The sequence below is a fragment of the Tardiphaga sp. genome, assembly GCF_044340795.1.
In the GTDB taxonomy this organism is placed as follows: Bacteria; Pseudomonadota; Alphaproteobacteria; order Rhizobiales; family Xanthobacteraceae; genus Tardiphaga.
The window spans coordinates 1-6506 of record NZ_JBIISY010000297.1; the positions used below are offsets into that span (position 1 = coordinate 1).

5 protein-coding genes are annotated in these 6506 nt (G+C 61.8%); 4 read left to right on the top strand and 1 reads right to left on the bottom strand.

The window, feature by feature from the left end; genetic code table 11:
* A partial coding sequence (locus ACIQ17_RS29340; protein WP_398472954.1) for an endonuclease occupies positions 1-2517 on the top strand: 2517 nt, incomplete at its 5' end.
* A 28-nt stretch (positions 2518-2545) separates the two neighbouring features.
* Here the strand turns inward: ACIQ17_RS29340 and ACIQ17_RS29345 are convergent.
* Positions 2546-3163, bottom strand: a complete 618-nt coding sequence (locus tag ACIQ17_RS29345; protein ID WP_398472955.1) for a hypothetical protein — start codon at positions 3161-3163, stop codon at positions 2546-2548.
* Between the two features lie 403 nt (positions 3164-3566).
* Between ACIQ17_RS29345 and ACIQ17_RS29350 the strand changes: the two genes are divergently transcribed.
* The 3 genes from ACIQ17_RS29350 to ACIQ17_RS29360 all read left to right on the top strand — a co-directional run bounded on the left by ACIQ17_RS29350 (position 3567) and on the right by ACIQ17_RS29360 (position 6353).
* The gene (locus tag ACIQ17_RS29350; protein ID WP_398472957.1) at positions 3567-4322 is read left to right on the top strand and encodes an ABC transporter ATP-binding protein; all 756 of its coding nucleotides are present in this window, start codon (positions 3567-3569) and stop codon (positions 4320-4322) included.
* Positions 4315-5061 (top strand): ABC transporter ATP-binding protein, encoded by a 747-nt coding sequence (locus tag ACIQ17_RS29355; RefSeq protein WP_398472958.1) that lies wholly within the window; start codon positions 4315-4317, stop codon positions 5059-5061. The genes ACIQ17_RS29350 and ACIQ17_RS29355 overlap by 8 nt, the downstream gene beginning before the upstream one ends.
* 68 nt (positions 5062-5129) lie before the next feature.
* Positions 5130-6353, top strand: coding sequence for an ABC transporter substrate-binding protein (locus ACIQ17_RS29360; protein WP_398472959.1), 1224 nt, complete (start codon positions 5130-5132; stop codon positions 6351-6353).
* The last annotated feature ends 153 nt before the right edge of the window (positions 6354-6506 follow it).

The following is a 6506-nucleotide window of genomic DNA, read 5'->3' on the forward strand; positions in this document are numbered from 1 at the left end:
TGGCGGGAAGAGGGCGCTGCGCGCTCGCGCGCGATCTGCAAGATCGATGCGTCCGGCGTCGATTACGAAGGCCGCACGGGGTCGTGGAGCGGAACCGGCTTCCTCGTCGCGCCCAACATCCTCTGCACCAATCATCACGTCCTGAACAGCAAGGATGTAGCGTTGCGCAGCCGCGCCTTGTTCGACTTCGCATCTCTGCCCGACGGCACCGTGAGGAAGGTCACCACCTATCGCCTGCGGCCGGACATCCTGTTCTGGACCAGCCCTGTGGTCGGCGCCAATAACACTGGCGGCCTCGATGTCACCTTCGTTGCGGTCGACGGCGATCCGGGCGCGACCTTCGGCATGGTGCCGCTGCTGCGCCAGTCCTTTGCGGTTGCCGACAATGACAAGCTGAACATCATCCAGCATCCCGACGGCCGGTTGAAGGAAGTCGCTATCCGTAACAATACGGTGACGTTTCAGGACGCCCGCGTCGTTCGCTACGAGTCCGATACGGAGACCGGAAGTTCGGGCGCGCCGGTCATGAATGATGGCTGGGAGCTCGTGGCGCTGCACCACGCTGCCGCGGAAGCGAAGGCCAATGAGGGGATCAAGTTCTCCGCCATCGCGGCGGCGCTCGAACTGGACGCTCAGGCCGGCAATGCGGCTGCCAAACGCATGATGCAGTTCTTCCGCGGGACGGATGAACTGATGGGCTTCTTCGGCACGCTCGGCCGAAAGGTTGGTCCGACGAGCAGCGCCATGGAGCGCGTGGTCGATGCCTATGAGGGCGAGGACCAGGACGTCGATATCGGCTTCTGGAACATCGAATGGTTCAACAATCGGTGGACGGAAAAGCTCGATGCCGTCGCCCGCATCGTTGTCGAGATGAATCTAGACATCTGGGTCTTCGTCGAATCCGGCCTTGAGGCGACCGAGGCTCTGGCCCGGCATCTCGCCAGCACATACTCCACCGAGGAGTGGGGCGTTCTCGCAAGCCAGGATGCGTCGGCGGAGCGGCAAATCACCACCGTGATGTGGAACAAGAGCACGGTCGAAGTGACGAGCAAGACGTGGCCCGCGACAGTCGAGCGCTTGTTCCAGGTGGACAGCCGCCAATTCCCCCAGCTCGCCCTAGAAAGCGTCCATGGCAAGGTGTTCGATCGATATCCAGCCCTCTATGAGGTCGAGACCAAGCTTCGCGGCCATGCTGCCAAATTCAATCTCGTGCCGATCCATCTGAAGGCCAAGGCTGAAGGAAGTCTGCGGCGGCAGATGGCTGCCAGATTGCTGGCCGAGGCCGTCGTCGCTCTGCGCGCCGATGCCAATTTCGACGGCGACTGGATCATCGGCGGCGATGCCAATGCCACGCTCAAGTCGGGCGACCTCGATGCGCTCACCACCGCCGGCTTGACGGCTGTCACGGCGAGCGACGCAGAAGACAGCCAAATCACCTATGTGAAGGCGCCGTTCAAGTCGCTCATCGATCATGTCTTCGTGTCGAAGAACATGGTGCCGGACGAGAGCGATTTCATGATCGTGGCGCTCGATCGCACCATCGATCGCTTCCTCGACGTGTCCGACCACCGGCCGATCCTGCTGCGGCTGACTGCGTCGGAGCCGGCGCTTGCTGTGGCGGAGGCGGCGTATCCCCCGGCACTGACCGACGAGGAAGTTCGCCGGCTTGGCCGCAACCTGCGGCCCGCCACCGGGCGGCGCGCGATCAAGCCCGACGATGCCGTCGCGCGGCTGGCAGATCGCGAGGTCTATTACGACGCCGATGCCGATTTGCAGGTGCGCACGGATTATTGGGCCGGGATCGACGTCGATGGCGCCGATGTCGAGGCCGCGATCACCGAGGTACTCGAAAGCACGCATACCAGCCCGCTCAGTTACGAGCCGTCGAAATACGTCTATCCATGGGTCGATGTGCGTCCTAACGGGAATATCCAGAGCATCTATTCTGGCGTCGAGGTTACGCCGGAGTCCTTCATCCAGGCCGACGCCGAAGTGGACCGCCTGCGGCGCGAGGCGCGTTCCACCCTGCTGGAAAAGGGTATCCTCGAATCCACCCGGCTCGAGGCGATGCTCGAAGCGGAGTTCAAGTATAATTGCGAACATGTCGTGCCGCAGAGCTGGTTCGCCAGGAAAGAGCCGATGCGCGGCGACCTGCATCACTTGTTCTCCTGCGAGCCACGCTGCAACAGTTTCCGCTCCAACCATCCACTCGTGCAGCACGAATTGGAGCGCACCATGCAGGATTGCGGCCGGCTGGAGGAAGAGACCTTCGAGCCGAAAGGCGGCAAGGGGGCCGTGGCGCGCGCCACGCTCTATTTTATGCTCCGCTATCCCGGCGTAATCGGTTCGCGTTACGCTGGCCGCAGAATGGATACGCTGCTATCCTGGCACGAGCGGTTTCCGCCGGACGAGTGGGAGCTGCATCGCAACGCTGCGATCTTCGTCCTGCAGGGAAATCGCAATCCTCTGATCGATTACCCCGAATGGGCCTCGAAGCTCCGCTTCGAGGAGGAATGATCCGCCGCGCATCCAGGTGATTGCCGGGTCAGTCGATCTCGATCATGTCGCCGGTGGCGATCCGGCCCGGCATGCGATGGGCGAGGTTGTGGTCGATCACCACGCTGAGCTTCGGTGTCGGCACGCTGTGATGGCCGCGCATCAGGTTGCGGATCTCGAAGCCGCCGTCTTCGCTGATGGTCTTCAGCGATGCGATGATATGGGTGACGCCCTGATCGCCGCCGTCGCAGAAGGGCAGCAGCAGGCGCTCATAGGCGACCGCATGGCCGTTGATGTCGTCGATCATGGAGATCGTATAGGCCGGCAGTTGGTGCGCGACGCAGGCGTGATAGGCGGGCAGCGCCACCGGGCCGAGGATCGGGCCGAGATACTCGTCGAGATAGCGGCCGCGGCCGTTGGAGCCATAGGCGCTGGCCATCCGCGTGCCGTTGCTGTCGATGATGAAGCGCACCGGCGTGAAGTTGTGATCGACGATGTAATTGACGAGATCGGCGCGCTCGTCGTCGAGCCGCTCGGGCTGATAGGCGGCGACGCGCGGCAGCGTGCGTGCGGGCGCATAGAGGCGCAGCCAGCAATTCAGCAGGTCACGCTGCCGGATCGACTTCACCACCGATGCGTCTGAGCCTTCGAAACTCACAGCCATCATTCCCATTTCCGGATGCCGCAAAGCATGCGCCCGTCCGGCAAACAAAGCGTGAAGAGGCGTGGTTGTTTACCTGTACAATTAACAGGCGATTGCAATTTCGTTCCATGCGGAATGACGGCGTCGGCACTGTGAAAAGTTCTGTTCGCCGGAATGCGGCGCATCCTTTTTGTGCAATGCATGATGGGCGCAACCCTCTAAGACTAATGGCGAAGTTGGTGCGACAGGCCGTCCCCGGCAAAACGCCCGTACTGCACTTGCGTTAATTGATCGCTTGACGGCATAGTCCGTGCCGCGACATGCAGCCGGGCTGGGGCGAACCCGACTTCGTATCGTTCACGACCGCTGCGCAAAAAATCGGCCAGCCGCGCGACACCGCGAGCAAGGCCGGTTGGGGGAAATTTGCTTGACCGATGAGTTCATTCTCGAAACCCACGGACTGACCAAACAATTTGCGGGATTCTACGCCGTTCGCGACGTCAATCTCCGGGTCCGCAAGGGTACCATTCACGCGTTGATCGGGCCGAACGGCGCCGGCAAGACGACGTGCTTCAACCTGCTCACCAAGTTTCTGCAGCCTTCCGAAGGCCAGATTCTCTACAAGGGCAAGGACATCAGCGCGATGGCACCGGCCGACGTAGCCCGTCTCGGCCTGGTGCGCTCGTTCCAGATCTCGGCTGTGTTTCCGCACCTGACCGCGCTGGAAAATGTCCGCGTGGCCCTGCAGCGTCAGCATGGCGCGTCGTTCGATTTCTGGCGCTCCAAAACCGTGCTCGACAAATACAATCAGCGCGCTGCCGAACTGCTCGAAGATGTTGGCCTGTCCGAATTCGCCAACACCCCGGCGGTCGAGATGGCCTATGGCCGCAAGCGCGCGCTGGAGATCGCCACCACGCTGGCGCTCGATCCGGAAATGATGCTGCTGGACGAGCCGATGGCCGGCATGGGCCACGAGGACATCGACAAGATCGCCGCGCTGATCAAGCGCATCTCGGCGAAATACACCATCCTGATGGTCGAACATAATCTCAGCGTCGTCTCGACGCTGTCGGACACGATCACCGTTTTGACGCGCGGCAAGATCCTGGCGGAAGGCAACTATGCCGACCTCACCAAGGACGAACGCGTGAAGGAAGCTTACCTGGGAGCCGGACATGGCTGATACACTCACGGCCGCTCCGGCATCCTCTTCGGCCAACGCAAAGACCGTTCTCGAAGTCCGCGACCTGCAGGCGTGGTACGGTGAATCGCACATTCTTCACGGCGTCAATTTCGACGTGAAGCAGGGCGAGGTGGTGACGCTGCTCGGCCGCAACGGCGCCGGCAAGACCACCACGCTGAAGTCCATCATGGGCATCATCGGCAAGCGCACCGGCTCGGTGAAGTTCGAAGGCAACGAGATCATCAAGGCCGCCTCGGACAAGATCGCCAAGCAGGGCATCGCCTTCTGCCCGGAAGAGCGCGGCATCTTCTCCAGCCTCGACGTGCGCGAGAACCTGATGCTGCCGCCGACCATCCGTCCGGGTGGCCTCTCGGTCGAGCAGATCTTCGAACTGTTTCCGAACCTGAAAGAGCGCCTCAACAGCCAAGGGACAAAACTCTCGGGTGGTGAGCAGCAGATGCTGGCCATCGGCCGCATCCTGCGCACCGGCGCGCGCTTCCTGATGCTGGACGAGCCGACCGAAGGTCTGGCGCCTGTCATCATCCAGCAGATCGGCCACACCATCGCGCGGCTGAAGTCGGAAGGCTTTACCATCCTGCTGGTCGAGCAGAATTTCCGTTTCGCTTCCACCGTCGCCGATCGCTTCTACATCGTCGATCACGGCCAGGTCGTGGACGGATTCGCGAGTTCGGAGCTGTCCGCCAACATGGACAAGCTGCACACCTATCTCGGCGTCTAATTCATAAAAGCTACGGAACGAGCCAACGGTCCGAGTGAAATCATGAATATCTCAGGGAGAGAGACACAATGCTGAACAGGAAGGTTACCTCATCGCTACTTGCAGTCGCGGCAGTGTTTGCCGCGAATTCAGGAGCATATGCGCAGGACAAGACGGCCAAGATCGGCGTGCTGAACGACCAGTCCGGCCTCTATGCCGACATCACCGGGCAGGGCTCGGTGTTGGCTGCGCAGATGGCGGTCGAGGATTCCGGCCTCACGGCCAAGGGCTGGAAGATCGACGTGCTGGTCGGCGATCATCAGAACAAGCCCGACGTCGGCGTGAACATCGCACGCCAGTGGTATGACCGCGACAAGCTCGATGTTGTCGTCGACGTTCCGACCTCGTCGGTCGGTCTCGCGGTGGCCAATGTGGTCAAGGAGAAGAACGGCGTCTATCTGAACTCCGGTTCGGGGACCTCCGACCTGTCCAACGCCCAGTGCTCGCCGAACACCATCCACTGGGCCTATGACACCTATCAGCTTGCCAACGGCACCGGCACCGCGCTGACCAAGGCCGGCGGCAACACCTGGTTCTTCCTCACGGCGGACTATGCCTTCGGCACCGCGCTGGAACGTGACACCACCGCCGCTGTCACCGCGGTCGGCGGCAAGGTGGTCGGCAGCGTCCGTCCGCCGCTCAACACGCCGGACTTCTCGTCCTTCCTGCTGCAGGCGCAGACCTCGAAGGCCAAGGTCATCGGCCTCGCCAATGCCGGCGGCGACACAATCAACTCCATCAAGCAGGCGTCGGAATTCGGCATCGTCAAGGGCGGCCAGAAGCTCGCCGGCCTGCTGATGTTCATCTCCGACATCCACGCGCTCGGCCTGCCGGTCGCCAATGGCCTGAACCTGACCGAGACCTTCTACTGGGATCTCAATGACGGCACCCGTGCCTTCTCCAAGCGCTTCCAGGAGCGCGCGAAGAACAAGGCGATGCCGACGACAGTGCAGGCCGGCGTCTACTCGTCGCTGATCCACTACTTCAAAGCGCTCGACGCCATGGGCGGCAATTCGCATGACGGCATCAAGGTCGTCGCCAAGATGAAGGAAATGCCGACCGACGACGCACTATTCGGGAAGGGAACGATCCAGCCCAACGGGCGCAAACTGCATCCGGCCTATCTCTTTGAGGTCAAGAAGCCGGAGGAGTCGAAGGCACCGTGGGATTACTACAAGCTGGTGGCGACGATCCCTGCGGATCAAGCGTTCACGCCGCTTGAGAAGAGCACCTGTCCACTGTTGAAGAAGTGACGCTCTCGGCGCGTGCCGGGAGCAGTCTGAAGAGGATTGAATGTCGAAAGTGATTACCAGACTTCTGCTCGGCACCGCCATTGCCGCTGCGACCGTCACCGCGGCCGCGGCTCAGGACAAGAACGTCAAGATCGGCGTGCTCACCGATCTCTC

Bases quoted from the DNA above. Each gene is read 5' to 3' on its own strand.
- ACIQ17_RS29345 (WP_398472955.1), bottom strand. From the start codon at position 3,163: ATGATGGCTGTGAGTTTCGAAGGCTCAGACGCATCGGTGGTGAAGTCG.
- ACIQ17_RS29355 (WP_398472958.1), top strand. From the start codon at position 4,315: ATGGCTGATACACTCACGGCCGCTCCGGCATCCTCTTCGGCCAACGCA.
- ACIQ17_RS29360 (WP_398472959.1), top strand. From the start codon at position 5,130: ATGCTGAACAGGAAGGTTACCTCATCGCTACTTGCAGTCGCGGCAGTG.